Origin of the sequence: Photorhabdus akhurstii (genome assembly GCF_018448925.1) — a bacterium.
Lineage (GTDB): Bacteria > Pseudomonadota > Gammaproteobacteria > Enterobacterales > Enterobacteriaceae > Photorhabdus > Photorhabdus akhurstii.
The window spans coordinates 144,833-168,784 of record NZ_RCWE01000008.1 but is presented as its reverse complement, the minus strand read 5'-3'; the positions used below and the strand labels follow the sequence as shown (position 1 = coordinate 168,784).

30 protein-coding genes and 2 pseudogenes are annotated in these 23,952 nt (G+C 46.0%); 11 read left to right on the top strand and 21 right to left on the bottom strand.

Features of this window, described 5'->3' with window-relative positions:
* Positions 1-13: 13 nt before the first annotated feature.
* Positions 14-181, top strand: a complete 168-nt coding sequence (locus EAE93_RS11810; RefSeq protein ID WP_181148741.1) for a hypothetical protein — start codon at positions 14-16, stop codon at positions 179-181.
* A gap of 209 nt (positions 182-390) precedes the next feature.
* Here EAE93_RS11810 and EAE93_RS11805 read toward each other — a convergent pair whose 3' ends face one another.
* Positions 391-1,011, bottom strand: coding sequence for a TetR/AcrR family transcriptional regulator (locus EAE93_RS11805; protein WP_214039725.1), 621 nt, complete (start codon positions 1,009-1,011; stop codon positions 391-393).
* Between the two features lie 140 nt (positions 1,012-1,151).
* Between EAE93_RS11805 and EAE93_RS11800 the strand changes: the two genes are divergently transcribed.
* The 3 genes from EAE93_RS11800 to EAE93_RS11790 all read left to right on the top strand — a co-directional run bounded on the left by EAE93_RS11800 (position 1,152) and on the right by EAE93_RS11790 (position 2,733).
* Positions 1,152-1,868: a Tm-1-like ATP-binding domain-containing protein gene (locus EAE93_RS11800; RefSeq protein WP_250150993.1), complete on the top strand. Its 717-nt coding sequence runs from the start codon at positions 1,152-1,154 to the stop codon at positions 1,866-1,868.
* Between the two features lie 122 nt (positions 1,869-1,990).
* A complete protein-coding gene (locus tag EAE93_RS11795) occupies positions 1,991-2,215 on the top strand; it encodes a hypothetical protein (protein WP_214039724.1) in 225 nt (74 codons plus the stop codon).
* A 281-nt stretch (positions 2,216-2,496) separates the two neighbouring features.
* Complete coding sequence (locus EAE93_RS11790; RefSeq protein WP_105399841.1) at positions 2,497-2,733, top strand: helix-turn-helix domain-containing protein; 237 nt, start codon at positions 2,497-2,499, stop codon at positions 2,731-2,733.
* A gap of 618 nt (positions 2,734-3,351) precedes the next feature.
* Here the strand turns inward: EAE93_RS11790 and EAE93_RS24525 are convergent.
* A pseudogene (locus tag EAE93_RS24525) lies at positions 3,352-3,522 on the bottom strand (transposase domain-containing protein); the annotation flags it as partial.
* Between the two features lie 204 nt (positions 3,523-3,726).
* Complete coding sequence (locus tag EAE93_RS11780) at positions 3,727-4,347, bottom strand: TetR/AcrR family transcriptional regulator (protein ID WP_214039723.1); 621 nt, start codon at positions 4,345-4,347, stop codon at positions 3,727-3,729.
* A gap of 140 nt (positions 4,348-4,487) precedes the next feature.
* On the opposite strand from EAE93_RS11780, the gene EAE93_RS11775 reads away from it, so the two are divergent.
* Together EAE93_RS11775 and EAE93_RS11770 are read left to right on the top strand one after the other, a co-directional pair.
* Positions 4,488-5,732: a Tm-1-like ATP-binding domain-containing protein gene (locus EAE93_RS11775; protein WP_214039722.1), complete on the top strand. Its 1,245-nt coding sequence runs from the start codon at positions 4,488-4,490 to the stop codon at positions 5,730-5,732.
* A complete protein-coding gene (locus EAE93_RS11770) occupies positions 5,716-6,546 on the top strand; it encodes a phosphoenolpyruvate hydrolase family protein (RefSeq protein WP_214039721.1) in 831 nt (276 codons plus the stop codon). Before EAE93_RS11775 ends, EAE93_RS11770 begins: the two co-directional genes overlap by 17 nt.
* A 472-nt stretch (positions 6,547-7,018) precedes the next feature.
* On the opposite strand, the gene EAE93_RS11765 is transcribed toward EAE93_RS11770, so the two are convergent.
* Complete coding sequence (locus tag EAE93_RS11765) at positions 7,019-7,381, bottom strand: hypothetical protein (RefSeq protein WP_065823520.1); 363 nt, start codon at positions 7,379-7,381, stop codon at positions 7,019-7,021.
* Positions 7,382-7,636: 255 nt separating this feature from the next.
* A complete protein-coding gene (locus tag EAE93_RS11760; protein WP_415186286.1) occupies positions 7,637-7,861 on the bottom strand; it encodes a helix-turn-helix domain-containing protein in 225 nt (74 codons plus the stop codon).
* Between the two features lie 413 nt (positions 7,862-8,274).
* On the opposite strand from EAE93_RS11760, the gene EAE93_RS11755 reads away from it, so the two are divergent.
* On the top strand, positions 8,275-8,619 hold the full coding sequence (locus EAE93_RS11755; protein ID WP_214039720.1) for a hypothetical protein: 345 nt from the start codon (positions 8,275-8,277) through the stop codon (positions 8,617-8,619).
* Positions 8,620-8,816: 197 nt separating this feature from the next.
* On the opposite strand, the gene EAE93_RS11750 is transcribed toward EAE93_RS11755, so the two are convergent.
* Both EAE93_RS11750 and EAE93_RS25085 read right to left on the bottom strand, forming a co-directional pair.
* Positions 8,817-8,975, bottom strand: coding sequence for a hypothetical protein (locus EAE93_RS11750; protein ID WP_214039719.1), 159 nt, complete (start codon positions 8,973-8,975; stop codon positions 8,817-8,819).
* 205 nt (positions 8,976-9,180) lie between these two features.
* Positions 9,181-9,312: a hypothetical protein gene (locus EAE93_RS25085; RefSeq protein ID WP_262405196.1), complete on the bottom strand. Its 132-nt coding sequence runs from the start codon at positions 9,310-9,312 to the stop codon at positions 9,181-9,183.
* A 167-nt stretch (positions 9,313-9,479) separates the two neighbouring features.
* On the opposite strand from EAE93_RS25085, the pseudogene EAE93_RS11740 reads away from it, so the two are divergent.
* A pseudogene (locus EAE93_RS11740) lies at positions 9,480-10,428 on the top strand (Abi family protein).
* Positions 10,429-10,604: 176 nt separating this feature from the next.
* Entirely contained in the window at positions 10,605-10,997 is a 393-nt protein-coding gene (locus EAE93_RS11735; RefSeq protein ID WP_214039717.1) for a hypothetical protein, read from the top strand.
* Between the two features lie 47 nt (positions 10,998-11,044).
* On the opposite strand, the gene EAE93_RS11730 is transcribed toward EAE93_RS11735, so the two are convergent.
* Genes EAE93_RS11730 through EAE93_RS11665 form a run of 14 tightly spaced genes read right to left on the bottom strand, consistent with a single transcriptional unit; the run spans position 11,045 to position 23,487 of the window.
* On the bottom strand, positions 11,045-12,556 hold the full coding sequence (locus EAE93_RS11730) for a conjugal transfer protein TraG N-terminal domain-containing protein (RefSeq protein WP_214039716.1): 1,512 nt from the start codon (positions 12,554-12,556) through the stop codon (positions 11,045-11,047).
* Entirely contained in the window at positions 12,553-12,924 is a 372-nt protein-coding gene (locus tag EAE93_RS11725) for a hypothetical protein (RefSeq protein WP_214039715.1), read from the bottom strand. The genes EAE93_RS11730 and EAE93_RS11725 overlap by 4 nt, the downstream gene beginning before the upstream one ends.
* A gap of 2 nt (positions 12,925-12,926) precedes the next feature.
* Positions 12,927-14,354 (bottom strand): integrating conjugative element protein, encoded by a 1,428-nt coding sequence (locus EAE93_RS11720; protein ID WP_214039714.1) that lies wholly within the window; start codon positions 14,352-14,354, stop codon positions 12,927-12,929.
* A 15-nt stretch (positions 14,355-14,369) separates the two neighbouring features.
* On the bottom strand, positions 14,370-15,311 hold the full coding sequence (locus EAE93_RS11715; RefSeq protein ID WP_214039734.1) for a TIGR03756 family integrating conjugative element protein: 942 nt from the start codon (positions 15,309-15,311) through the stop codon (positions 14,370-14,372).
* A gap of 53 nt (positions 15,312-15,364) precedes the next feature.
* Complete coding sequence (locus EAE93_RS11710; protein WP_036807910.1) at positions 15,365-15,775, bottom strand: TIGR03757 family integrating conjugative element protein; 411 nt, start codon at positions 15,773-15,775, stop codon at positions 15,365-15,367.
* Positions 15,776-15,794: 19 nt separating this feature from the next.
* Positions 15,795-18,653: a conjugative transfer ATPase gene (locus EAE93_RS11705; RefSeq protein ID WP_332008867.1), complete on the bottom strand. Its 2,859-nt coding sequence runs from the start codon at positions 18,651-18,653 to the stop codon at positions 15,795-15,797.
* A complete protein-coding gene (locus EAE93_RS11700; protein WP_214039732.1) occupies positions 18,650-19,054 on the bottom strand; it encodes a TIGR03751 family conjugal transfer lipoprotein in 405 nt (134 codons plus the stop codon). The genes EAE93_RS11705 and EAE93_RS11700 overlap by 4 nt, the downstream gene beginning before the upstream one ends.
* Before the next feature lie 10 nt (positions 19,055-19,064).
* Positions 19,065-20,543, bottom strand: coding sequence for a TIGR03752 family integrating conjugative element protein (locus EAE93_RS11695; RefSeq protein WP_214039713.1), 1,479 nt, complete (start codon positions 20,541-20,543; stop codon positions 19,065-19,067).
* On the bottom strand, positions 20,533-21,393 hold the full coding sequence (locus EAE93_RS11690; protein WP_250151002.1) for a TIGR03749 family integrating conjugative element protein: 861 nt from the start codon (positions 21,391-21,393) through the stop codon (positions 20,533-20,535). Before EAE93_RS11690 ends, EAE93_RS11695 begins: the two co-directional genes overlap by 11 nt.
* Positions 21,394-21,452: 59 nt before the next feature.
* On the bottom strand, positions 21,453-22,109 hold the full coding sequence (locus EAE93_RS11685; RefSeq protein ID WP_214039711.1) for a PFL_4703 family integrating conjugative element protein: 657 nt from the start codon (positions 22,107-22,109) through the stop codon (positions 21,453-21,455).
* Positions 22,106-22,483 carry a TIGR03750 family conjugal transfer protein gene (locus tag EAE93_RS11680; RefSeq protein WP_036807921.1) on the bottom strand — a complete coding sequence of 126 codons (378 nt, stop codon included), beginning with the start codon at positions 22,481-22,483 and terminating at the stop codon, positions 22,106-22,108. Before EAE93_RS11680 ends, EAE93_RS11685 begins: the two co-directional genes overlap by 4 nt.
* 18 nt (positions 22,484-22,501) lie before the next feature.
* On the bottom strand, positions 22,502-22,888 hold the full coding sequence (locus EAE93_RS11675; protein WP_250150991.1) for a TIGR03745 family integrating conjugative element membrane protein: 387 nt from the start codon (positions 22,886-22,888) through the stop codon (positions 22,502-22,504).
* 39 nt (positions 22,889-22,927) lie between these two features.
* On the bottom strand, positions 22,928-23,164 hold the full coding sequence (locus tag EAE93_RS11670) for a TIGR03758 family integrating conjugative element protein (protein ID WP_036807926.1): 237 nt from the start codon (positions 23,162-23,164) through the stop codon (positions 22,928-22,930).
* Positions 23,161-23,487, bottom strand: a complete 327-nt coding sequence (locus tag EAE93_RS11665) for an integrative conjugative element protein, RAQPRD family (protein WP_250150990.1) — start codon at positions 23,485-23,487, stop codon at positions 23,161-23,163. Before EAE93_RS11665 ends, EAE93_RS11670 begins: the two co-directional genes overlap by 4 nt.
* Positions 23,488-23,655: 168 nt before the next feature.
* Between EAE93_RS11665 and EAE93_RS24520 the strand changes: the two genes are divergently transcribed.
* Positions 23,656-23,838 carry a hypothetical protein gene (locus EAE93_RS24520; RefSeq protein ID WP_181148678.1) on the top strand — a complete coding sequence of 61 codons (183 nt, stop codon included), beginning with the start codon at positions 23,656-23,658 and terminating at the stop codon, positions 23,836-23,838.
* A 20-nt stretch (positions 23,839-23,858) separates the two neighbouring features.
* The gene (locus EAE93_RS24515; RefSeq protein WP_235201075.1) at positions 23,859-23,951 is read left to right on the top strand and encodes a helix-turn-helix domain-containing protein; all 93 of its coding nucleotides are present in this window, start codon (positions 23,859-23,861) and stop codon (positions 23,949-23,951) included.
* Position 23,952: the final 1 nt, after the last annotated feature.

The following is a 23,952-nucleotide window of genomic DNA, read 5'->3' as shown; positions in this document are numbered from 1 at the left end:
AACTGCTCCCCAAATGTTAGATAATCATCCGGCATTTAAAAGGAGCAGTTCATTACGTCTGAGAAAAGTGGCTTACAGGCTAAAAAGTCGCGAAAACACGCAGAGAGAACAACAAGCTGTACCGGCACAGAGCAATGTGTTGCTGTTGCCAAAGAGCTACGGGCATTGCAAGGTGAGATGACTGGAACATTACATAACCACTCACAAAATGCCCAATCCCATACACCAAAAGAAACTTTTACCGGGCCTCGTGCCCGGTTTCTTTCAGGGCTTTGTCGAAATCGAAAGATTGAGTCATTTATCATTCCTTTTTGAGATATATTACTGGAATGACACAGAATTTCTAACACTCCCGTTTCTTTACCCTAGTGTTAAAAAATGGCCTTCGGATTATTTTAGCTCCTCATTAATGACCTGCCGAACAATCAACTTTGCGGCCCAACTCGTTAAGTTGATAATTTCATCATTTTCTAAACCAAAAGTATCTTTCAGAATAGTCATGGCCTCTGTACCATATAAAACTGAAATCAACATAATAATCTTATGTATTGTGTCATCTTTAAGCTGACCTTTTAGAGGCGCTAACGCCGTAGAAAGTGTCTCTTTACGGTTACTTTTTTTCTTCAAAACAGGTTGTTTGTCGTTATCTTCACCGGATAAAGACTCCTGCCAGCGTAACTGAGAAATGCGTAAGGCATCCCTCATCAGTGCCTCATTGGCTTCTATTTCTTCATAACCCCATCTTAATAATTTCTCAATATTGTCCTCTGCGTCATCACCCATCGGGGGGATAACGAATGATCCAATGACTTGTTTTACAACATATTCGACAAAATCACTGTGGGTTGAAAAGTAGCTGCGCAACGTGACCTTTGCATATTCAGCTTCATTAGCAATCTCTTCAGGAGACGGAAATTTTTTTTCACGATATAACTTCAGAGCTGAATGAGTGATACGTTCCAGGGTACGACGCCGGACTGGCGACAGATTTTCTTCATCAAACAGAATCATTTAACCCCCTTAAAGTTTTAACCGTATAGCATTCACAATAAAAAATATCACTAATGATAAAAAATAACTTGCATGTTGTAAAATATTACAATAGGTTTACATTCGTCTTTGAACTAGGTATACCACATAGGGTGAACACTATGACGCGATTTGTGGTTGTCGTTGGCACAGCAGACACAAAACTGGGCGAGCTGGTCTGGTTGAAATGTTGTTTATACCTCACAGGTGTTGATTCAATCATCATTGATGTGTTTACATCAATTCCTGGGAAAAATTATCAGAATAAAAAGATAGATATTCATTCACTTCCGGTGGCTGAGTATCATCCCGCTGGCGCTGACACTGTTTTTTGTGACGTGCGGAATAAAGCAATAACCACGATGTCTGTCGCCCTCACGAATTTCCTGAACAGCTCAATCGACGATATCGCGGGGATGATTGGTATCGGCGGAACAACGCTGATCACTCCGGCTATGCAAAGCCTGCCGATCGGGTTGCCTAAAATCATGGTATCAGCGATGACGTCAGGGAATGTCTCGGCCTACGTGAGGGCCAGCGATATTACCATGCTTTATACGGTAACCGATCTCAACGGACTCAACCGTATTTCTCGTTCAGTCTTGTCTAATGCTGCAAATATGATGGTCGGCTCTGTCAATTATTTTACGCCATTGGCTGATATTCATAAACCCGCTTTAGGGTTGACGATGTTTGGTGTGACAACTCCGTGCATTAATCAGACTAACATTAAAGATTATTTGGCTGTTGTTCGGACTATTGCCTGTGAGTTAAGTTTGATTGTTGAACCTAAATTAATAAGAAATAAAGTGTGGAAACAAGCTGAACGTACTTGTTAATATGAAATCCCTTTAATGAAATTTACGATTTTTATTCTAATTAAAATAAAAAACTGTCTTTACTGTTGATCATCAATGAAATAAAAATATCCATGTAAGAATAAGGGTTTTAATGATTTGATATGTCAGATAATCAGAAAGAAATTTTAAAACGGCTCAGGCGAGATCCATTGATGAAACCATCGGGATTGGCCTATATTTTTGGGATTGAACGTTCCTGTATTTCAGGGCATAAAGACATTGTTCACTTTGAAAAAAGATGCTCAGTTTTAGTCTTGTCCTTAAAATTCACCAATAATCCCAGCGTATCTCATAATAAAGTGAAAAACTTTTTGGAATCAAAATGAAAATTATTTTGGCAGGGTAATAACGCAAAACATTACTTGCAACAGTAATGTTCATGAATGACAAGGACGTTTTTTAGTAATAGTAATTTGATAAATAACTAGGAATCATGGTCCTGTGTTCATGGACATTGGTAAGAAATTTTTTGCCGATGTGTCTGTTATTAGCCTTTTCATAGCGGTTCTGGCGGGAGAGGTTTTGGTTTTGCTTGCCAGAAATGAACACTGATTCATGTATCCTATTTGAATAGCCACCACAACTCAATTAGGGGAAGTAAACAGAGATGATAACGACTCAAAATGACTGGCATCCGGCAGATATTATTGCTGCATTGCGTAAACGCGGCACAACACTTGCCGCATTATCACGAGAATCGGGACTGAGCCCATCGACACTATCTAATGCATTAATACGCCGGTGGCCTAAAGGGGAGAGGATTATTGCGGACAGATTAGGAGTACATCCTTCAGAAATTTGGCCCAGCCGATATTTTAATAAAGATGAGGATCTCATTAAGTGAAATTTTCGAAATTATTTGAATAACAGAACTCATGATAATAGTCGATATGCTATCCAGTCCTAATTTTAATCCACTATGATTTTTGTGTATTCAGAGGAGACAATATAAAAAAACAGGTTTCATTAGATCAAGCTATGTATAAATAGCGTTTCATAATTCTGCTACACATAGCCTTATCCAACCTGTTGTTATACATGGAATTATGAGTGGTATAAGGTGTAGCGCTATTTTGGAATCTTATTTATATCAGTTCTGGCAACTTCTTTATATGAGGTGATCCTTGAAAAAGTAGCTAAAGAATGTTTATAACCCTTATCGGGTCTTATTACATTGACGTGTAATATAAATCAAGAATTTTATCGTATCCTTGTCGCATATAATGAGGAAAAAGATGTTGTTGTTATTAATAATCCAGGGTTGGTTAAAACTCTTTTAAAAATTTACATAAGAAAGTTGTAAATATAATTTAAGCGCTACCTTTGAACCTTTATTTATACCTCTTAATCAAGGTCGGTAGCGCTTTCTTTGGTAATGACTCTGATTTATTGATAGTGATGAATATTCAAATACTCCCGCTCCCTCAATGTAAGCGGCGCATTCAGACTGTATTGACGGTGGCTAAGAAGTGAGATCGACCAGTTCATGCATCCGGTTTGCAGGCCAACCCGCGATATGACCGATGACATGGCGTAGCCAGACCTCTGGATCCACTTTATTTAGCCGATAGGTACCGATAAGACTGTACAGAAGGGCTGTTTGTTCACCACCGTTGTCAGCGTCTGCGAAGAGACAGATGGTATGACCTTTACATAATCACTTTAATTTTCTTGGCCGAAAACTCTGTTTTTCGAACAGGCATTTAGTTCAATTTTTTATCCAGAACTCAAATTATATCTAATAAAAAGATTGGTGACAGAAGTTATCGGCACCAAAAGAAACTTTTACCGGGCCTCATGCCCGGTTTACCCTTTATGTTAAAAAATGATCTTCTGATTACTTTAACTCTTCATTAATGGCCTGCCGAACAATCAACTTTGCGGCCCAACTCGTTAAGTTGATGATGTCATCATTTTCTAAACCAAAAGTATCTTTCAGAATAGTCATAGCCTCTGTACCATATAAAACTGAAATCAACATAATAATCTTATGTATTGTGTCATCTTTAAGCTGACCTTTTAGAGGCGCTAACGCCGTAGAAAGTGTCTCTTTACGGTTACTTTTTTTCTTCAAAACAGGTCGTTTGTGGTTATCTTCACCGGATAAAGATTCCTGCCAACGTAACTGAGAAATACGTAAAGCATCCCTCATCAGTGCCTCATTGGCTTCTATTTCTTCATAACCCCATCTTAATAATTTCTCAATATTGTCCTCTGCATCATTGCCCATAGGGGGAATAACGAATGAGCCAATGACTTGTTTTACAACATATTCGACAAAATCACTGTGGGTTGAAAAGTAGCTGCGCAACGTGGCCTTTGCATATTCAGCTTCATTAGCAATCTCTTCAGGAGACGGAAATTTTTTTTCACGATATAACTTCAGAGCTGAATGAGTGATACGTTCCAGGGTACGACGCCGGACTGGCGACAGATTTTCTTCATCAAACAGAATCATTTAAACCCCTTAAAATTTTAACCGGATAGCATTCACAGTAATAAATATCACTAATGATAAAAAATAACTTGCATGTTGTAAAATATTACAATAGGTTTACATTAGTCTTTGAACTAAGTATGCCACATGAGGTGAACACTATGACGCGATTTGTGGTTGTCGTTGGCACAGCAGACACAAAACTGGACGAGCTGGTCTGGTTGAAACATTGTTTACACCTCGCAGGAGTTAATTCAATCATCATTGATGTGTCTACATCAATTCCTGGGAAAAATCATCAGAATAAAAAGATAGATATTCATTCACTTCAGGTGGCTGAGTATCACCCCGCTGGCGCTGATCCCGTTTTTTGTGGCGTGCGGAATAAAGCGATAACCGCAATGTCTGTCGCCCTCACGAATTTCCTGAACAGCTCAATAGACGATATCGCGGGGGTGATTGGTATCGGAGGCTCAGGCGGAACAGCACTGATTACTCCGGCTATGCAAAGCCTGCCGATCGGGTTGCCTAAAATCATGGTATCAACGATGGCGTCAGGGAATGTCTCAGCCTACGTTAGGGACAGCGATATTGCCATGCTGTATACGGTAACCGATCTCAACGGACTCAACCGTATTTCTCGTTCAGTCTTGTCTAATGCTGCAAACATGATGGCCGGCTCTGTCAATTACTTTACGCCATTGGCTGATATTCATAAACCCGCTTTAGGGTTAACGATGTTTGGTATAACGACTCCGTGCATTAATCAGCTCACTAATGAGTTAAATACTCAATACGATTGCCTGGCTTTTCATGCTACCGGCAATGGTGGAACAAGCATGGAAAAATTGGCTAAGGATGGCAAATTGGTTTGTGTTTTAGATATTACATTAACAGAAATTTCCGATCTGTTATTTGGGGGTGTTTTGAGTTGTCCTGACACACGTTTAGACGTCATTGCAAAAAAAAGCATTCCGTGGATCGGCAGTGCTGGTGCTTTGGACATAGTTAACTTTGGTGCAAAGAACACGATCCCAGAACACTACAGCAACAGGATATTTTTTGAGCATAATTCTCAGGTGACATTGATGCGAACCACACCTGAAGAAAACTATCAGCTTGGTATCTGGATAGGGAACAAACTTAACAAGTGTAATGGACCTATTCGATTCATTATTCCGGAAGGCGGATTCTCTGCGCTAGATTGCCCTGAACAACCTTTTTATTTACCTGCATCAACACAGGCTTTCTGTCATGGATTAAAAAAAACAATAAAACAAACAGAATTGCGAAAAGTTATAAAAACACCTTTTCACATCAATTCACCACAATTTTGTACTCTTGTAATACAACAACTCAAGGAAATTATAGAACACCAGGGAATCTCTTATGAAGAAAAAATATAATCAGATTATTGAAACTCTAAAACAAAAAGTCGAACGTAACGAAACTATTATTGGAGCGAGTGCAGGCACGGGTCTTTCGGCGCGTTGCGAGGAAGCAGGAGGGGCAGACCTCATTATCGTATATAATTCTGGGCGCTTCAGAATGGCTGGCAGAGGATCATTGGCCGGATTAATGCCATACGGTAATGCAAATGAAATTGTCAGAGAAATGGGTAATGAAATATTGCCGATAGTTAAGGAAACACCTGTATTGGCGGGTGTCTGCGGCACTGATCCATTCTGTAATTTATCTCTTTTCCTGGATGAACTGAAAGCACAAGGTTTTGCTGGTATTCAGAACTTCCCAACAGTAGGACTGATTGATGGAAAGTTCAGAAAAAACCTGGAAGAAACAGGCATGGGCTATGCACTGGAGGTGAAGCTAATCCGCCTGGCACATAAAAAAGGAATGATTACCACTCCTTATGTTTTCAATGCAAAAGAGGCTGAGGCTATGGTACAAGCAGGTGCTGATATCATCGTCGTACATCTGGGGCTAACCACTGGCGGTGATATTAGTGCTAATACATCATATGATCTGAAATCTTGTATACCAATCATTAACGCTTGTGCTTCGGCAGCTAAAACTATCCGAAATGACATTATTACGTTATGTCACGGCGGCCCAATTTTGGAACCGGAAGATGTCGCCTATATTATGGCTCATTGTCCCAATTGTCATGGGTTCTATGGTGCCAGTTCAATGGAGCGTTTGCCAACAGAACAAGCCATCAAACACACGATCCAGAAATTTAAAGAAATTAATCGGGATTAGTGGGAATTATACTTAAGCTATGTGGGAACTTAGTACTACAGCCGTAATTTATGATGACGCATTGTTTTCTTTTCCTCAAAATATGGAAAGGTGCCCAATATGCCATACCCAGCCAACATATGCCTGTCTGGCTCCCTTATTTCATCCTACCAGGCCGCAACAACTCAGCCTCACTTGTCTCCGGGGCTTACTCAGCAATGTTAACGAAAAAATGTCTGAACAGAAGCCCCTGCCGCATCACGCTGGGTTGCTGATCAGGGGCAGTCAGCAAACTGCTGGAGCCGTTGTATAAGACACTGCGTCGGTATGCCAGGAAAAGTGCACGGTGACGACATCCCGGTACCACCTCAGACCCTGGGAAGGGGAAAAATCGACCCGATGAGTATCGACAATATCGAATACCCTGTCGGCGATAATTTATGCCTTTAAACCGGAAAACCATCCAAAAATTTTCCGGTTTCATTTGAAAAAACTATTTTATTTCGTTTTTCAAAGCCCTACGGTGACATTCACCACTCGCTTTTTCATGCAAAGTAAACAACATCGGTAATAGAGAACTCAATGCCTCTAGGCTATGCCCGAGCTGACACAAACTCTCTGGCGTAAATTCATGGATGTTATTACTGGCAAACGACAACATTGAGTCACCAAGAAAAGTTACACCATGACACATGCCCATAGTATTTTCTTTGGATGATTCAATTAACTGACACAGTACAGTATCGCTAATACATGAAAAATCCAGTGATGCAATTGCATCCGACATGGCAGACCATAAGATATCCAGATCAGGTATATTACTGTCGTCGAGAATGTCTGGGATGCTACTGTGCATAATATTGCTTCTCAATTGATTTAGAAAAAATTAAAACCAAAGAAAAGTCTGTAAGCAAGGTATGTGCTTCGGTTTCTACATTAGATTGCGCGTTAAATGTATAACGCTTTGAGTATGAGGATATGTTACTATTCATATTAGCCATAGCATTAATTCCCATAATGTTGTGGTCAGACGCTCTGATTGTGTTGCTTCACTTTCAGAGCGTTGCTTTTATGGCTCCTATAGCAGCCACCATATTTTTTCTCTTCGAGATCAATATCCCCTCCTTCTTTTCTGATAACGGGAAGGCCAGATTTCATCAGGCTTCTGTCCCAATGCATTCGCAATGATTGTCTCACCTTTGTGCCAAGGACGCTGTAAAGCATTGGATAATGTTGACGATGCCAGTCCAGCTTCCCGAGAAACGGCAGCCAATGACGTTCCTTTCTTCCTTAATGCAGCAATAATATCGGCCGGGTGCCAATCTTTTTTCTCCACAAGAATTCTCCAAGCAGGTATAACTATTTAATAACATTGTAAAACAAAAAGTAACTTCGCTGCTTTAAGCTCTGCTAATGGTATGTTTTACTTCAATCTATATTTCAATTACTCTAAAAAGATATCAGTGCAGATAATCCTTGGAGGATCATTCACTGCTGTAGATTATCGTTCTATAAATAGAAATTCATTCGTAAAAAGGAAAATATGAACAATAAGACTAACGAAGCTTCTTTCCTTGAAGAAGGAAAAGAAACCTTTAAAAACAGGTTAAAACAGCTTCTTAAAGGAGTCTTCGAGCTGTTTCAACAGAATGGCAAATACCTTATTCGACGTTAAATAACTACTTCGATAAAAAGACACTACCATCTCTATATGTAGCTCAGAAAATCGCTAGAATAGAAGGTGTTTCTTTGGAATGGCTAGCTTCTGGGACTCCGAATGAAAAACCTACTGATGATTCCCAAAGAGACGACACAGGCTATGGATATGATGAACTAAAAACAGCATGGTCCCTCATTTTAGATTCTCTTGATGTCAAAGAAGCAAAAACATTAATTAATTTAATGCATCGAAAAGGTATTGAAGGGATATTAACCATGATCCATGAAAAGCAAGATATCGAAGAACTTATTGATAAGCTTAAAATTAGATCAAATTTGAAACAAGCAATCAAAGTAGCTCTTGATGGGAATGAATCAACAGATAAAGAAATTTTGCGTTACATTACTACCCTGATAAGTCAAGAAAAAAATTAAACACCGTCAATCAGTGATCATAATAGTGTAGAGCTAAGCACAAGGTATAGAATGACGATACCTTTCAATTCTCGCTTAATCAGGCTAAATAGCCAATTAAGAATGCAGTACACTTAAGAAGCAGCACGGAGAAATGAGTGTGCGAGTATTAAAACAATTGGATAGAACACCCAAAGAATAATTACCAACCTGGCAAGCTAACGAAAAAAGCAGCACTCAACGATAACAGGACACTTTGTTAACGTACCTGTACGTTCAGCCAGATCAAAAGCAGCCTTAGCTCGACGCATGCCTTCAATTTTGCGCTCTTTTACGGACATTTGCTTAAGTTCAGAAATTCGGTGTTTTGATTGCATAACCTTCCCCTATCATCATTTAGTACTACAGCTATAAAAACCAAAAATCTGTGTTTTTCTGATGTTCACGATGCTGAGAAACCGCATGACTTAAAGCTTTCTTATGAATATACCTTCTGTTGAGACAAAAAAGATGTACGATTGATTATAGTACTAACAAATGCCTGTATATAGGATTTCCGTATACTAATTTTTGCCTTTTTAATTAAAAAAGCGAGAAAACCCCTGTTGATTTCTCCACAAAGGGTTTACCCCAAATATCTTTCGGCATCAGCAGCATGATTTCCATCATCTGTGACCCTAGCACGTTGCTGGCAGCAATAGCCACAATCAGCAACAGGGATCCTACAGCAACAAACAGATAGCGTCAAACACCCTACTGTTAAGGCAAAAAACCATCAATATGCTATTGACATCTTTCTCTTCTCTGGTAGCATAAGCATCGACAACGCTCGCTACCTTCCTCCTGGAACGTAAGCGGGCTTTTTTTATGGAATTTTAATCATGGTTCATATCCCCTACGCAAAGTCGCATCGCAAACCTATAGACCTTATTAGTGATTTAGAGGAAAAGGGGCTAAATTTCAAAGATAAAGCATTAGCCGAACACATATTATCATTTATCAGCTATTATCGTTTTAAAATTTATCTATTCCAGTTCATGTATCAAGATGAAGAAGGAAAAAAGCAATTTCGTGATGGCATTTTTTTTGAAAACGGCCTTGATATTTATCGTTTCGATGAATCATTACGCAATTACATATTTCGCATAATTTCTCGACTCGAAATAAAATTTCGTAGTAGGCTAGATCACACTATATCAGAATATACAGATGATCCATTTTGGTATCTCGACGATAAAAACTTCTTTAATAAAAAAGAAAATAAACTTATTACGTTCAAAGTTATCAAATTCATTTACATCTTGTAATGAAAAATATGCCACTCATTATAAGGAAAAGTACTATAATGAGAAAAATGATAATTATAAATCCCTACCCCCTTTTTGGATTATCGGTGAATTAGCAACATTGGGAAATATATTTGTTATTTACGATTGCTTGGACAAACGTCGTTTTCAAATATCAGAACGAGAAAACATCCTTAACAATTTAGCCAAAGAATTTGGCGTAAAAAAATTTGAAACGCTGGTTGGATGGATTAGTGGATTAAGAGATGTAAGAAACAAATGTGCACATCATAATCGTCTTTGGAATTCAAATTTAAGAGCCCCAGCAGAAATTATCCCACACCTTTCTATACCTCCAACTAATAACAATCGTATCTATGTTTTTCTTGCAACCCTTCACCATTTAAGCAAAATCTTAAAACTGGGCGTAAACGTGGGCCAAGATATTCACACTTTAACACATGAATTCCCAAGAGTAATACCACTGTTACATTCTGCTGGTTTTCCAGAAAGCTGGAATACAGATCCATTCTGGGAACTTTAGAGTTATCATATATTTTGGCGATGCAAAAATATCTTAATACATGGTTAAAATTTGCCAATAATACTAAAACAATATCCTTTACATCCCATACCATAGACGCCACTCAGACTTTTAGCTAACCTAACCAAGAAATAATTATGTTATTTATAAATACCATCTCAACAAGAGGCTACTCAATGACTGACAATCATGACACACAACGTACAATACGTGCTCAAATTAGGGGAGCAAAAGTTGCTGGAATTTATCTCAACTTATGCCAACGTTTACGTACTTGGGATGCAAATTGTGTTACTAAAGCCCACAAACATAATCTCCCTTGCTGGGTGGGACACTTGCCAATTTATTTATTTGTTGGCAGTTCAGCTATTGCATTACTCCTGAGTTCATTAGCTATAGCAGGAATAATTATACTAATTTTCGGGCTGTTGTTAGGACTTTCACAGACTAACAAGGAAGAAACATTACATCTTTCAAACACCCCAGAAGATGAAAATGGCTACCGGAATGGCTATGAGGGTTATGGATACTACATGGGAGGATTTAGAACTGACTCCGATGACAACTAAAGCAGGGTCTTAGCCAAGCCTCGCTTTTTTCTTAAGATGTTATTGACTTATTTTGTCAGTTTATTCCCTGCAACTCCGCCTACTTTTCCCCCTGCATCTTGTGTTTGTTTTACCCCATTACCTAACATTCCAGATATTACTACTCCACCTTTAACTCCAGCCCACGACAAAGCACTCATCCACAATGCCGGCAACACAATAAACATCGTCCCCATCACAAAACTCATAATGATATCGTCTGTGCTATTCTGAAAACCAGCCATATTCCAGCGGCTGTGCGTATCCGAACCATACAATGCCTCCAGTAACCAGCTGTCCAACCAGCGTGCCAATTCCCACCAGAATGTCAAAAAATTCAGCGCAAACACGACAAAGGTCAGCGTAATAACTGTCTTATATTCGTAAACCGCAAATACTATAATCAGGGGTAATATGATAGTCACCGCCATCAATATAACAGCCTGCACCATCGGTAAAGCCTGGCGCATGGCATCAAACGCCGGAAATGCCGCCAGACTTCCCAACAACACCCCGCCCAATGAGGCTATCCGGCCCACCGAATTCATCAGGGTAAAATCCGCGTTACCGCCGTAACCTGCATAGACATGTCCCCCTTGAGATGCGGTCAAACTTTCCGGGCTCACCAGACGCCGTATCACCGCTTCTTTGTATTCTGACGTATCTTTGCCCATCAGTTTCAATGCTGCCGATAGCCGAAACCACATGCCTGGCTCAACCTGAGCCATCACCCGTTTTTCCAATCCTACCTGACTGTCTGACCACCATTCCTTACAGGTCGGATATCCCCCCTGCCCCATATTAGCCAAACCGTCATCCCGGTGCGGTTTCCAGGGAAAATCCGACCGGGGCGTTTTTGACTGAAGCACATCATAATAACCCGCACTATTCAGAAACGTTTTTGACCCTAACCATTCAATATCCCGTAATACCGCTTCATCCAAAGTTCTTCCCTCGTCCCGACGTTTCCACTGATACAATGCCAGCGCATAACAGTCATGAGTGAAATCCTGTAATATCTGCGCCAGAGCCGGATTATTAATCCGTGTATGCTGGACCTCAAAACGCAGTTGCCTCAGGTCGGGACGGCAGGGAAGAGAAGCTGTTGCGGCCTGAGTCACCCCTTTGGAAATCTGATGAACCAGTATCCACCAAACCGGAGCCGCCGCGGTTTTACCATCCAGCGACGATATCACGGACGCATAACCCGTTTCAGCCGGTTTCGGTGTCCAAGTACCGCAACTTTTTGCCCGCGAATCATCATACGTAATGGTACTCAGACTCACATTGACCAACGGCACACAGAAAGCAATCATCACCAAGAAAGCGCCATACAAGGTGTTTTCAATCCGGGTCACTGAGAGCAGGCCCTTATTTCCTTCATCCTCCCCTTCTTCCCGGACTTTCAGCCAGATACCTATCATTTTGAATGTCAGCGGCAGCACAAATAACCCGGTGGCCAGCAGCACATTCCACAAGCCGTTATTCACTATCCAGCCCAGCAGGGTCAGAAAATATTCCAGATAGCTGTAAGTTGTCATGACTGATCTCCGGAGACGAAGAACATGGCATACTCACAACATCCCACAAATCCCAGCGAAATGAGTGCGATCCGTTTCAGAGCCGCTTTCTGTGTTAACGGCAATGGAGATCGCCAAAGCTGCCACATGAAACAGGCAATAACACTGTACATGACCAATCGCCAGGCCAGCCAGCCGTAACGGGTCGTGTACATCCAATGTTGTAAGGCATTGAACTGAGACGGATACGCCAAGCCAACTGCGGCAACAAGCAACATGCCCCCCATCATCAACGTGACGATTAACCCTCGCCTGAAATTCTGTTTCAGTCTCACGCTCAACCTTTGTGTAGTGCCAGCAGGTACCCGGATTTCACTTTGCTCAGACATCATTATTGTCCTTCGCGCCCTTTCGGCGGCACGGACAAGGTGTGAATACGGCTGTCGGTATTATCGATGGATTGCCGTTGCAGATTCATTTCAACCCGATTTTGTTCACGCTCAAGCGTGGTCAGCGCGGTATTTTGTGCAATCGCCCGGCGCAACTCCATTTCATTCTTGAGGGCAGTAATTTCTCTGTCCAGTGTCGCAATACGGCGATCACTCTCTGCCATAGCCTGCGCCTGAGCAGCGGCATTCGGTTCTGCCTGCCCGGTCATCAACATTCGCCGCATAGTGAGCGCAGTCTCAATGGTGTCGGCCATCGCTAACTCACTGGCCAACCGACTCACCAGCGCACCACTGTCCGGATCACGTTTCAGGGCCTGGACAACCCCGCGAGTCACCGCCAAGCTACCCGTTTTGAGTTTTGCCAGATTGACTACAGTAGGCGCATTTTCCCCGCTGACCAGTTTCATCAATTGCTCAATGTTGGTTCTGGTAGCCTCTTCCAGCATCGGCGCAAACCCCGTCCCGGCGACACTTGCACCCGGCTGGTCTTCGGTACCGCCACTGGTACACTGACGACTGTCCGTACAGGTACGAACCGAACGATCACCTAACACCCTGACGACCGCGGCGGCGGCTTCTTCACTGTTCTTGAATTTCTGGCAAGCAGCGCCATTACATTGTGTGCGGTTGACATTCGCATGGCTATTCGCCGGCAGGTTGTTCATCATATTGAAGCCGGCTTTTGCCAGATCCCGGATAGGCTGAATGGCTTTCTGCCCTTTTCCTCCCCGTTTTTCACCCCCAATCCAATTTGAACCTTGTGTACCGTCCGCAACCTCCATTTTTTGTGTCGTGCCGACCGCGTCACCATTGCCGGTATTCACCAGCGTTTTGTATTCCTCCATCAACGCCGCTTTAGTCCATTTACTGCTATCCGAAAAATCCATCATACGCTGTGACATGTTCTGACAACTCAGTTGTGATTTGTCGAACGCAATACCTGCCTGTAACACCCCGTTGGTCAGCATTTCATATAATCCCGGATTAGCACGCTGGATAACCATTGCCGGCAAACTGGCTACGGCCCCAGTAGCCCCCTGTATTACTTCCCCCATCAGGTTTTTAAACCCCGAAGTCAGGCCATTAAGCTGATTCCCTACCGTCGTTTTTAAATCAAAGTGACCGCACATCAGGTCACTGCTCCAACCGAGGTTTAATCCGCCCAGATGTTGCAGATGACTGCGGGTCGCCGGCTGCGATATCACGGATCCGCCACCTATGTTGTAAAACAGTTTGTCCGATACAGCCCCATTCAGGCTTTTCCCGTAACCTATCGGGCTGTCAGCAATGGCAAAACCTGCCGCCTGAACAACAGGAGCACGCATAAACGCCAGTGCTATCAATACAGGCAAAAATAATCGTTGTCTCATCCCATGATCCCAGTCTCAAAAATCGGTACTGTAGAGAAAAGTCTGCCCACGTTGCTGACAACAACTGTACGGTTGCCACAATGCAAAGACATAATTCCCGTCCCTCGCTGTTTCCCCGCTGTTATCCGGAAAAACAGCACAAGAGGTGCTCATTTTCGGCGCTATACGTTGCCATTGATGATTTTGGCTACCCGTATTTTCGACTGCTTCGCCTGGCGGCCAGTAACCCTGTTTACGGTTCCCTTTCAGGGGTTGATAAACATGCCCCTGCCCGGTACGGGTGATGATATCAGCTACCCGTTGCGCCACTACGGCAGCGGCCTTGTCATCATCCTGTTGTGTCACAAACCCGCTTCGCGGATAAATATTGCCCCACATATTGCCCCGAAACGAATCACCCAGTTCACGTTTACCCGGAATAAGCGCCTCGGGATAAAATGATTCCGGCATACCGGTCCGCCAAACCAGGCTATCCAGAGTACTCAAAAAGTAAGGCATAAAAGGCGTGGCGGCACTTTTACACGCATACCCCGAAATTCTTCCACCCATCATGGCAGTTGCCGGATGCCCAATCGCATCGGCATATTTAAAATGCAGATTGTTTTTTCCGTTGCCAGGGATTTTCAGCTGATGATTGCCACCACCCATGACTATCCCGGAAAGTGCACCGGTGACCATATTTTCCACCTCACCGACTGCCTGGCTGACCGGCGACATTTCTCTCCAGGGATTACCGCCAGGAGTGTTATAGACAGAAACCACGGCCTGAGGAATAAAATGTTCCACTTTCACCGAGGTACGCACCTTGCATCCCCAGGGAGAACACAGCAGCCAGTAACAGAGACCTTTTATCCGCCAGCTGATGCACGATACCGACGCGGCACTGGCCACAATCTGGGCCGTATTCACACTGGCAACGGCCACGGGTGCCAGAACAACCGTTAGCAGCAAGACCATGCCGAACTTTTTCAGCCGGGAATGCCATGTTAATGACGGTAAATCCGGAGATTTCATGGCTGTTTTTCCCGCTGATAGGTATCCCAAAGTAACCGGGCCTGTCTGACGTCTGTCGTACCGTACACAACAGAACCATCATCAAAAACCACTGCCGGGAACTTCTTAAGGCCCAGAGTCCAGGCATTCAGTAACCCCTGGTAAGCCTGACGAATATGTTGCCCCTGTTGATGCCACGATGGAGACTGCAAAATCTGACGGGCCTGTTTGACTGCCTGTTGAGGATCAGCGGATAACTGACCGAACAGTTGTGCTTGCAGCTGTTCGGCCCCATCAAGGTACACAACCCGGACACGTTGATCCGCATTGCGCGGTGGATGGCTTGTGTCGGTATATATCACTGTGCTGGCAAACACCGATACCGGCATTAACAACAACAAAAGCGTCCAAAATACCCTGATATTCATATCCTACACCCCTGCATGGCTAAGAGACCTCATCACGCACATTTGCCGCTTCCCCGGATATCAGACCACGGGCACGGTCCAGCCTGCGCGCCACAACAAAGGCGGCATCCAATTCGCTGCAATGAAGCGCTTTCATAATCGTCCTGCGCTCTGCCTTTTCCTCTTTCTCCGTCATACCCAGCGCCAGATAGACACTGGGCGGCACCACCCGAAACAACGCCTCCACTTTTTTCGACAACACCACGCCTTCGGTGTAACAGCCCGGGAGTTTGCTGGCTGACAGCAACACCGATTTTTGTTCTTCAGACAGCTTTTTAAAACGCGCTATCTGCTCAACTTCATCCGGCGGCATTGTCAGACACAACCACCACTCCGCCATATTGAGCATTTTCTCCGCACTATCCGGATAGTCCGCCAAATTCTGAGTAGCCAGCCACAACCAGGCGCCCAGTTTTCGCCACATCTTGACCACTTTGGTCATGTAGGGCGACAACAGCGGATTAGTGGTCAATATATGCGCCTCATCCACCACAAAATTAATCTCCCGGTCCTCAAACTGGTCGCGCTCCGCCATATTGTTGATGGTATTGACCAGAGACACCATCGCCAGCGACATCTGGGCACCATACCCTTCACGCGCCAACGTACCGAGGTCAATCAGCGTCACATCGGCTTCTGGCCACGGAGTTCCCGGACGATTAAACAATTCCCCCTCAAAACCACTGGTGAACATTGACATCGCCCCCGCCATCTCTTCGGCACGGGCACGACGCTGTTCGGTACGTAATGATCGCCCCTGTTCATCCCGCCGGCTGTCCCGGGCAATTACAGACAATGCCTTTTGCAGATCTTCCGCTATCATCTGTCGGCCATCGTCAGCACTCGCTTTTGCCGCCATCATGATAGCTTCGCGGATCATGCCCCGATCCGCCCGCGTCAGACGTTCTTCCTCTTTCTTCTCCCCGCCGGTGATCATCATGCGGGCCGCAATTTCCATTTCACCCAGAATATCGCGCTGCTCATCGTCCCCGTCGTCTTCAATTTCCTCTGCCGGCTTTTCACCCGCCAAATCCAGCTGAGAAGATGCCATTTGAAGCAATTGGTGAGCATCAGCAAACAGCGCCAGACTGACACCACAGCCCGGTTTAATGCTGATTTTGTTGACACTCAGCCCCAGACGTTGACAGTAATCGGCAAACAGCCCAAAACTGTTGCCCGCTTCCGCCACAAATAACCGGGGACGGTGCACCGCCATCAGCTGCGATAAACTCGCACAAAGCGTAGCCGACTTCCCCGCACCGGTCGGCCCGAACAGCAACAGATGCGCATTCTGGGTACGGTCATGTTTATTTTGCGGATCAAAGGTCAGCACATCGCCGCCCCGGTTAAAAAAGCTCAGACCCGGGTTACCGGTGCCAGTTGCCCGCCCTGTCACTGGCAACAACCCGGCCACATGCTGCATCCAAGTCAACCGGGTATACCAGTGATGCTTGTCTCGTTGCGGGTTAAAACACATAGGTAAGGCACGCAGATAGCCGTTTAACGGCGCGACGTCGCATTCGGGTTTGACCGGCTGCAACCCCGAGACCAACAGGGTTGCGACCAGTTGCTGATGCCGACGGTTCAACTCGTCAACATCAGCCCCCTGTAACAGAAAGGTCAGTGCAGAACGGCACAGTTTATGTCTCAGCCCCAGATGTGCCTTAGCTTCTTTTACGTCTGCGCGTACTCGCCCTGATTCAGTATTTTCTCCCACTGCATTTTTTGACAACCGGTCAAAATCCTGTTCCAACCTATCCTGGGCCGGTATGACAACGGTCAATGAAACAAGGGTACCCGAGGGTAATAAATCCATCAGCGCATTAATATATTCACCCCGGGTCACTTCACCGGTCAGCGTCCCCGGTTCTGGTGGGCGACGCAGCCGTTCAACCGGTACCGCCCGGTGAGCAATATTATCAAACCACCATATACCGTTTTTCACATCAGAACGCGGCGGGGTAAACCACAAAGTTTCCGTGAAGTCATTATCCGGACGCAATTCACCCGCCTGCCAGGCCGCGTAGCGGGCCTCCCAATATAGCGTCGCTTTATTAATCCAGTCTGGAGCGGGATTGAATAACCGCAGTAACCAGTGATGAACCTGTTCACCATTTTGTCGCTCACACAAAATGCTGGCGCTGGCCAGCGAGGCCGTTAGCCGGTTACAGACCTGATTAAGCAACGCTGTCGGTGACAGAGCCTCCTTCTGGCCTGCCGGGACCCAGCGATAAACGACCATTCGGGTACGGCGTTGCTGTCCTCTCCAAGGTTGACCGGTAACCAATGTGTCGTTAAACAGCCCTTCAGGCCGGGCAATGCTTCGCAGATGACGTTCAGTCTCAGCCAGCCACGTTTCGGTAAAGGCTGTGCCCTGTGCCCAGGGCTTGATATATTGACGAAGCTGCATCAGCGATGACGACGAGTCATCTTCATCCTGACAAAAAAACTGTACCACCCAGGGAGAAATATCTTCTTCCTCCAGGCTGTCCTGCAACGCATCCTCCACCTGGTCACGGATCTCTTCCAGACGAGCAGCGGGGCGTCCTTCTGTCGGGACCGGAGAGACGGTATAAACCGCCCCGACTGACAGACCGTCATCCAGCAACAGACACTTTTCCTCGTCCAGGTATTCTGCCCAGGGCAAATAATCAATGATAGACGGTGAAGGGTTATACAGTGCCGCTTCATCAGCGTGCGTCATTTTGCTAGGCCGCCTCAAAGGTTCACGCCCAACAACGGTGGAAGACGACGGTAGTATGACCTCAGTTTCACCCAAAACTTCCGATAGATTACTCCGTTTACGCAAGCGGGCTTTATTCAACAGCGACCACATCACAATGCCACCGTCCGCTCACCCGGCAGAGCGTACTGCACCTGACTGTAAAACGAAAACACCGTGCTATATCCCGGCACCGGCGAATTTCCCGCAACCAAATGGGAAAAGAGATACATCACCATGTCCGGATTGGGTAGCCGTGGGAAGGTTTGACTGATTTCATTTTCCTGCGTACGGCTATAACTTTCCGTGTAATTCAGAGTAGCCTGCTGTTCCCGTTCGTTCAGCTCCCGGCGCAGTGTTTTACGGGCCTCCATCGTAATTCGTGACGACGAGACTTTCCCCTGCCACAGAGCTAGCATTGTGCTATCTCCCGGTGGAAGCATCTCTTCTTTAGACGTGCTGCAACCGGTCAGGATCGTTATCACCACCAACATCACTATTTTTCGCGCTTTATTCATACTCGTTTTCTCAGTCCAAACCATCACGGACCTCCTGTCCAAGACCAAAGTTATATTTCACCCTGCGTCCCTGTCCTTCATAATCAATCGGTATTTGCTGAGTAATGTGCACTGCTACTCTGGCACCCGGTGTTACGTAAACGGCATCAAAAGTTTGGCCATAACGGGCTTTGACCCATTCGGATACGGCCTTAAATCCTCCGGCTGCTGCTTGCCCCAAAACCGCTTTACCGGCATCCCCGGTCAGTGATGACGTCGCGCCGCCATAACCGTTAGTCTGGGTGGTAAGCTGACTCTGTGACAACACATCACCCGCCGCTGTACCGCCAGAAAGAGCAAATAAGGTTGGTAAGTAACTGGCTGCATTGGATTTCCGTGTCCCGCTGATACATGGAATACCATTATCATCAGACAACCAGCCGATACTGCCGCCATGATTATCCTGAACATGATGGCTGCCATTGGTGCGATGATCCGATTTCGGCACGGTTCTGACGGTGCCGTCTGCAAAGACAAAGGTTAAGGAGGTGACATTGCCGCGCACACAAGACAAGGTCCAGTCACCGGTAGCTGTGCCCGAAACAATCGCGCCTTCCACATCCGGTAGTTCAATGCCGTTGGCAGTCAAGTTATCTTTACCTATCAGTATCTTAAAAGGATACGGGTCAGTGACTTTATCATTCACCGGCACCCGGCCTAATAACGCCGTCATCGCCTGGCTGCCGACCAGCGTCGTATTTTCGGGCAGGGTATAAACGGGCCGGATAGTCTCGTTTGTATCACCCTCGGTAATGGCTTGCTGATTTTCAGTCATACCGTCATATTCCAGTTTCTGACGGCTCAATGCATTGTCTTCCAGAAATGACACGGGAAAACAGGGAGTCGCTGGTTGACCGCTCATTGCAACCTGTGAGTCAGCCGGTAACACGTCCTGTGGGGTAATCCAGACCAGCCTGTCCCCGTCTGAGGTCGTATTTTGGCCGGTATCGTCCAATCCTAATCCCAGCGGAATATCACGCTCAACCAGAGGGGTGTTTGTACTCATGCTTTTATTGCCTAACTGACGGGTCAACTGATCAAGTCGGCTGAACAGCGTTTGCTGCTCCGCTTTCAATACCTGCTGTTGCTTTTCTGTTTCCTCACGGGTGCCCGCTACCGCCTGGTTAATCTGGTCAGTCATGCTCTGACTGCCGTTTCGCCATTTCTCATTGTCCGCCAGTAATTGTGCGTTTTGTTTTTCCAGCACCGCCTGCTGAACACGGATACTGCGCAAAGCTCCAATCAGGGTGCGCAACGTGTCTTCCGGGGTATCCCCCTCAATCCCCAATGCCAGCAGCTCCCCGGAAGACAGTTCCGCCAGGGCCTGATGACTCACTGTCTGGTTGACGGGCGTCTCTGATTGCCGACAACTCTTGATCCCCACGACCAGCCCCGCAATAACAAAAGCAGGCACGACCCACTTCACCAGACCGTTTGACTTAATTTGCATGGGGATTTCCTTGTCGCTTCATGGGCGTTTTTGACCTCACCGGTTCAGGCAGAAAGGCACGCTCAGGCCGCCCTTTCACCACCAAATAGACGGTAGTCGTGTCTTCCGGCGTGCCTGACGGTCCCAGCCAACGATGCTGAAAGGTCGCTGCTATGAATTGCCCCTGTAACCTGCGTGGATCAAGCACCACGTTCTCACGGTGGGCATTACGTACTTTCAACGCCACCACAGCAAGGTTATCCACGCCCCAGCCCCCTAACGGGGAAACTATTACCGGCTCTGAGGGATACAATGTGGTTAATCGGGGTGGTAGCGCCAATGATACGGGGTGAATGCCGGGAACAGCTTCTACTGTACGCAGCGGCGCATACAGACTCTGCGCAGCATAACGGGTCAGGACCACCGGCAGCGGAGCCGTGTAGGACAGTTTTTGACGCCGGGCGGCCTGACGCTCACCCTCAGGAGAGGGAGACGTTGCTGACGTGTTATCCCCTCTGGCGCCGTGATGAACCTGGTGGTTGTCCGTCAGCGTGGTCACATCCCCGTGGTACACCACACGAACCGGCTCAAGGGTACCTTTTCCATTTGTAGCTGTCACATCCAGCAAAATCACTTCACCACTTTCCACATCCTGAAGTTGCAGTCGGGTCTTGGTAAACGTTTCACTCGGATACAGATACACTGCGCCACCGGTGCTTTGTATCCGCAATTTGCCATTCAACGCACTCGGAAAACCTACTCGGACATTTTTATCCACAAAAACCACCCGCTCCTGTCCGGCATGCAAGGCAACCGGCAGCGGGATGCGTTCCCACTTCATCAACTCCACGGCCTCTACGGGTGAAACCATCACCAGTCCAGCGAATAATAATGCGGTCAATACCAATAACTCGACGAGTACCTGTTTTTTCACTGGAATATCCCCTTTTTCGCCGGTACCGGCTGCAATGCGGCTTCCAGCCGTTGCGGTGTACTGTCATAACAATCCAGCGCCAGACCAAACGGGTTACGCTCTGCATCCCCTTCCCAACGGGTGATTCTAATTGGGTAACGTACCAGTGCCCGTTTGACCGGCTCAGCGTGAAAATATTCATCAGCGACTAAATCTAACTTAATAACCCAGTTATCCCGGTCTTTTACCATCACATTGCTGTCACGAAAGCCCCGTTCCGGAATTTCATACACCACCCGCACGCGATCTTTTAACTCACCCACTTGTGACCGATTTTGAGCATCCTGTTCCAGAAACACCTGACAGGAGGGAGTCAGATAAGGAGAAAGCGCTGCTATTTTCGCTGGATAATCGACTTCCCCGTCTTTAGGCCAGGCATTCAGTTGCTGAAAAATATAAAAACCAAAGGCATAGACCTGGGAGACCGGCACTTGCCACCACGGGCGGGTACTGCCACTACGGACATCCGGCGGCGTATAAATGGTTAACGCTCTCGGCGCCATCATCCAGCCACTCAGACTCAGTAACAACAACAAAACCAGCACACCACAGGCAGAGCGTAACGTCAGGATATGCTGGTCCCGGTTTTGAATCGCATGACGAAAACGGCTCATAACCGCCCCATTCGGGCCATTACCCGGTGATGGCGGCGCAACGACCAGCGTTGTGATGTGATAATCAGTGACGGGTCACCCAGACCCCAGCCCCGCTTTTTAACCTCCAGCCGTCGATAGAGATAATGCGCCGGTTTACCGCGTTTCATCCGGGCCAGGTATTTGCCGCCAAAGGCAATCAATAATAACGGCGCAATCAGGGCCACCGTCGGTATCATCACCCAACCCGTTACCGGTGCCAGTAACAAGCCAATGACCGTGCCAGCTATCAGTCCCGTTAATGCCGTCCAGCCCAGCTCTGGGGTAGTAAATCCCCGGAACACGACAGGTTCGGCGTTAAGACGGTCAGGTAAAAAACGAATAGTCTGAACCATACTGACGCTTCCCTGGGGTTAAAAGAGAATGGCAGTCGATTTGCCCAGCAACCAGATAACCGCCACTAACAGCACCACGCCAACCACCACAATCGCGCCAAATTTAGTCCAGGAAGCTCTGTCACTGCGAACTTCAGAAAAAGTATGGATTGCCGCTGTCGCCACATTGATAAACGCGATCGCGGCAACGACCAGCCCGCCTATCACGATGCCGTCCTGCAAGTAACCTTTGACGGTATTAAAAATGCCGCCGCCACTCCCGCTGGAAGGCGGTTCAACCGTTGGCAATGCCGCTGTCACGGGTTGACAAACCAGATAAGCCAGCACACTGAGTGACACTACACAGGTATTGATACGGACAAACAGGCGGAACAGTGACTGACATCCCCAGTTTAACAGATCCATTTCCTTTCCCCTTTTTTCCATTACAGGTTAAAAAACCGATTAGCTGGCAAACATCCAGATAGCCATCACCAGCAACAACGCCACACGAATGACAAAACGGCTCATCGCCGCTTCACGGACCTTTTCATTGGCCCAGCCCTGCCAGACGTCCACCATTCCCCATGCGGCCCAGAGAAACAGCACCGCTATCAGTAAACCGATACAGAGAAATGGCATCACATGGGGATCGAGATTGCCGGAAGCGGCCCTGAATGCATTGCGTTGTACCTCGTTCACCGTATTCGCTCCTGACGATATTGACCGGTCACATCCAGCGCAGCCGAAGAAATCCCGGGTTGGGCACGGGAGGGGGTCAAATAGCGGTTAATGCCTTCACGGACAATATTGAGGTCCCGGTTAGCACGTAGATAATCAAAATAAAAACGGTCTGCCTGACCCTCCTGAACGGCCAAAACCCGGGCATGCTCCAAACTGGCCTGCACCTGGTCAAGTTGTTTGAGTGTGGTGGCCAGCTCATCTTTTTCCCCGGCCAGCACAGGCCAACTCATTAGTATCGTCAGGACAAAAAGACTATGGGAAAATAAACGGAAATAAACCATAGCATTACCCTAAATCTGCGTAGATATATACATCAACAGAGTGACGAAAAAGAGTAACGATTACAGTGAATAATTGTTTATCTGATTTTGAAAATTTTGGGTACTTGAATTTAAGGTTGAAACAGAGCTATAAACATCCTGGCTCACTTAAAATAAGCGGGTTGATAATTGATATTTTCTAATATCACCACTGAACACAACTATTACCTGCTTGAGATGGATGTAACCGTCTGGTTCTTGGACGACAGGAGCACTATCCGGTCAACCGTGGCTCAGACCGAACGGCAACGGAGACTGGAACAAACTAACGAAGGGCGAATCGAAGCCAAGGGCGTCAGGTTCCGTCCATAAACCGACAACAGGTTTTGGTAATGAAAGATGAAGGTTTTGGGGCTTCTGAGATTGCCAGGCAACTGGGTATTAACCGCTCCACCGTCTACAAAATACTGAAAGAAACAAGATAAT

Coding starts and splice junctions, on each gene's coding strand:
- EAE93_RS11690 (WP_250151002.1), bottom strand. CDS start 21,393: ATGGTTTCACCCGTAGAGGCCGTGGAGTTGATGAAGTGGGAACGCATC.
- EAE93_RS11720 (WP_214039714.1), bottom strand. CDS start 14,354: ATGAGACAACGATTATTTTTGCCTGTATTGATAGCACTGGCGTTTATG.
- EAE93_RS11695 (WP_214039713.1), bottom strand. CDS start 20,543: ATGCAAATTAAGTCAAACGGTCTGGTGAAGTGGGTCGTGCCTGCTTTT.
- EAE93_RS11715 (WP_214039734.1), bottom strand. CDS start 15,311: ATGGTCTTGCTGCTAACGGTTGTTCTGGCACCCGTGGCCGTTGCCAGT.
- EAE93_RS11775 (WP_214039722.1), top strand. CDS start 4,488: ATGACGCGATTTGTGGTTGTCGTTGGCACAGCAGACACAAAACTGGAC.
- EAE93_RS11700 (WP_214039732.1), bottom strand. CDS start 19,054: ATGAATAAAGCGCGAAAAATAGTGATGTTGGTGGTGATAACGATCCTG.
- EAE93_RS11735 (WP_214039717.1), top strand. CDS start 10,605: ATGACTGACAATCATGACACACAACGTACAATACGTGCTCAAATTAGG.
- EAE93_RS11800 (WP_250150993.1), top strand. CDS start 1,152: ATGACGCGATTTGTGGTTGTCGTTGGCACAGCAGACACAAAACTGGGC.
- EAE93_RS11795 (WP_214039724.1), top strand. CDS start 1,991: ATGTCAGATAATCAGAAAGAAATTTTAAAACGGCTCAGGCGAGATCCA.
- EAE93_RS11680 (WP_036807921.1), bottom strand. CDS start 22,483: ATGGTTCAGACTATTCGTTTTTTACCTGACCGTCTTAACGCCGAACCT.
- EAE93_RS11765 (WP_065823520.1), bottom strand. CDS start 7,381: ATGCACAGTAGCATCCCAGACATTCTCGACGACAGTAATATACCTGAT.
- EAE93_RS11790 (WP_105399841.1), top strand. CDS start 2,497: ATGATAACGACTCAAAATGACTGGCATCCGGCAGATATTATTGCTGCA.
- EAE93_RS11730 (WP_214039716.1), bottom strand. CDS start 12,556: ATGACAACTTACAGCTATCTGGAATATTTTCTGACCCTGCTGGGCTGG.
- EAE93_RS11780 (WP_214039723.1), bottom strand. CDS start 4,347: ATGATTCTGTTTGATGAAGAAAATCTGTCGCCAGTCCGGCGTCGTACC.
- EAE93_RS11725 (WP_214039715.1), bottom strand. CDS start 12,924: ATGTCTGAGCAAAGTGAAATCCGGGTACCTGCTGGCACTACACAAAGG.
- EAE93_RS11805 (WP_214039725.1), bottom strand. CDS start 1,011: ATGATTCTGTTTGATGAAGAAAATCTGTCGCCAGTCCGGCGTCGTACC.
- EAE93_RS11685 (WP_214039711.1), bottom strand. CDS start 22,109: ATGAGCCGTTTTCGTCATGCGATTCAAAACCGGGACCAGCATATCCTG.
- EAE93_RS11665 (WP_250150990.1), bottom strand. CDS start 23,487: ATGGTTTATTTCCGTTTATTTTCCCATAGTCTTTTTGTCCTGACGATA.
- EAE93_RS24515 (WP_235201075.1), top strand. CDS start 23,859: ATGAAAGATGAAGGTTTTGGGGCTTCTGAGATTGCCAGGCAACTGGGT.
- EAE93_RS11770 (WP_214039721.1), top strand. CDS start 5,716: ATGAAGAAAAAATATAATCAGATTATTGAAACTCTAAAACAAAAAGTC.
- EAE93_RS11810 (WP_181148741.1), top strand. CDS start 14: ATGTTAGATAATCATCCGGCATTTAAAAGGAGCAGTTCATTACGTCTG.
- EAE93_RS11750 (WP_214039719.1), bottom strand. CDS start 8,975: ATGCAATCAAAACACCGAATTTCTGAACTTAAGCAAATGTCCGTAAAA.
- EAE93_RS11710 (WP_036807910.1), bottom strand. CDS start 15,775: ATGAATATCAGGGTATTTTGGACGCTTTTGTTGTTGTTAATGCCGGTA.
- EAE93_RS11675 (WP_250150991.1), bottom strand. CDS start 22,888: ATGGATCTGTTAAACTGGGGATGTCAGTCACTGTTCCGCCTGTTTGTC.